The organism is Paenibacillus sp. GbtcB18 (assembly GCF_019091125.1).
GTDB lineage: Bacteria > Bacillota > Bacilli > Paenibacillales > NBRC-103111 > Paenibacillus_F > Paenibacillus_F chitinolyticus.
This window is the reverse complement of sequence record NZ_JAGXJX010000050.1, coordinates 1-2,004: the sequence shown is the minus strand read 5'-3', so window position 1 is coordinate 2,004 and position 2,004 is coordinate 1. Positions and strand designations below refer to the sequence as shown.

The following is a 2,004-nucleotide window of genomic DNA, read 5'->3' as shown; positions in this document are numbered from 1 at the left end:
TATTGGCCTCCATTTATATTGTTATAAGTTGAAATATTCCGTGTGAATTGAAATCTTCCTGCTAGAAAATAAGTAATTTGTCGGAGTGAGGAGAAATGACTCGATATGTGCGGGTAAAAGTGTTTTGTAATTGTTTGACAGACGGTTGACCTTTACACTATACTGTAAACAACTAGTTACAGTATGGTGTAAAGGATACAGTGAACTGAAAAGGATGGTTGGTATGGAAACTTTTACTGCAAAGCAGATTACAGAAATTCTTCAAAAGGAAGGGACGAATATAAATTTAAGAACTGTGCGGTATTATACGCAAATTGAAATTGTGCCTCCTTTAGAGTTAGTAGGGAATAAAAGGGCTTATACAGAGAAACATTTACATTATTTTCGGGCGATCATCACACTATCAAAAACAGGAGAAACACTTGCTTCTATTCAGGAAAAGTTGAAAGAAATGTCTCTTGAAGAAATTATAAAAATTGGGGAACGAATGACTTTTTATCAGTCGGATAAAATTCTTCAGCATGAAACACATAAAGTGAATGATGATGTGTTCATTACTTTAAGTACGAATGTTTCAGATGAATTGAAGCAACAAGTCATTAACTCTGTTTCACAAATTTTAAAAGGAGAAAAGTGATGAAAATCAAATTAGCGAAGTCGATGATTGAAAATGAAGAAGGAACGAACCATGTATTAATTGAAATTCCGGATTCTTTGTCTTACGTTTCAGCTGAAATTGCTATTTCTCTACCGAGTGGTTTATCTCGATCTAAAAATGTGAATGGATTTTATGAAGATGAATTTGGCACGATTTTTATTGATAATATTTCTGGAAAACTACAACTTTTAATTGAATTTTTCACTGAAGAACCAGTGTCATGTGGAAAAGAAATGATCGCTGTGAATCTAATTTATAAAGATAAAGAAGGCCAAGATACGTGTATAAATGAGTTTATCCCGTTGTTAATTACTCAAGAAGATGAGATGGATGAGTTAGTTGTTAATAAAGAGGTAACTGATCTTGTGAAAAGATTTCTGATAGGAGAAATAGTGGCTGAAGAAGGTGAAGATAACAGATTTGTTAACATTCGGCCGAAAATACAACAAATAAATAATCAATTCTCTGAGCTAGAAAAGAAATATCGAATTGATTTTTAATATGAAGTGGAGGAAATAAACATGAATTTGATTCCTTATGTCGTTGAACAAACCAATCGAGGGGAACGTTCGTATGATATTTACTCTCGATTATTAAAGGACCGCATTATAATGCTTACCGGTGAAATTACAGATGAATTGGCAAACGGTGTCGTTGCACAGCTACTATTTTTAGATGCAGATGATCCGGAGAAAGATATTAGCATTTATATAAATTCTCCTGGGGGATCTATTACAGCTGGGATGGCGATATTTGATACGATGCAACTTATAAAAGCTGATGTTAGTACATTATGCGTTGGAATGGCAGCTTCTATGGGAGCATTTTTACTCGCTGGAGGAGAAAAGGGGAAACGTTTTGCTTTGCCGAATGCGGAAGTGATGATTCATCAACCTCTTGGCGGAGCAAGAGGGCAAGCGACTGATATTGAAATTAGTGCAAAACGAATTTTGCATATGAGAGAACGTCTGAATCAAATATTATCAGAACGAACAGGGCAGACTGTGGAATCACTGCAACGTGATACAGAGCGTGACAACTTTATGACCGCTGAGAATGCGCTGAATTATGGATTGATTGATAAAATACTGGTACGCCAGTCATAAGGAGTGCAGAAATATGGATAATGAAACGAAGAGTGTTTATTCTGTAGAGTACGAAATGGCTGAAGTTGTATTTTATAAAAAAGTTGTAGCAACGAGTTTTGATAATGCGAAAAGTCAAATCCGTCAGCAATACCCTGATGTGCATATCCGAGCGGTTTCGATTTTAGATGATTTAAAAGACGTATAAGTTGACAAAAAAACTTATTTGTGCTATAATTTACCAATATAAAAATAACGTGT

Annotated in this window: 4 protein-coding genes; all 4 read left to right on the top strand. The window is 34.8% G+C overall.

Translation table 11 applies throughout. The features are described from left to right. The first annotated feature begins 223 nt into the window (after nucleotides 1-223). From KVT34_RS29390 to KVT34_RS29375, 4 genes are read left to right on the top strand one after another with little or no spacing between them, the layout of a single operon-like run. Complete coding sequence (locus tag KVT34_RS29390; protein WP_088096982.1) at nucleotides 224-637, top strand: MerR family transcriptional regulator; 414 nt, start codon at nucleotides 224-226, stop codon at nucleotides 635-637. Next, nucleotides 637-1,158 (top strand): hypothetical protein, encoded by a 522-nt coding sequence (locus KVT34_RS29385; protein WP_088096981.1) that lies wholly within the window; start codon nucleotides 637-639, stop codon nucleotides 1,156-1,158. The genes KVT34_RS29390 and KVT34_RS29385 overlap by 1 nt, the downstream gene beginning before the upstream one ends. A 21-nt stretch (nucleotides 1,159-1,179) precedes the next feature. Further along, nucleotides 1,180-1,764, top strand: a complete 585-nt coding sequence (gene clpP / locus KVT34_RS29380) for an ATP-dependent Clp endopeptidase proteolytic subunit ClpP (protein ID WP_088096980.1) — start codon at nucleotides 1,180-1,182, stop codon at nucleotides 1,762-1,764. A gap of 13 nt (nucleotides 1,765-1,777) precedes the next feature. Then, the gene (locus KVT34_RS29375) at nucleotides 1,778-1,951 is read left to right on the top strand and encodes a hypothetical protein (RefSeq protein WP_170930145.1); all 174 of its coding nucleotides are present in this window, start codon (nucleotides 1,778-1,780) and stop codon (nucleotides 1,949-1,951) included. Nucleotides 1,952-2,004: the final 53 nt, after the last annotated feature.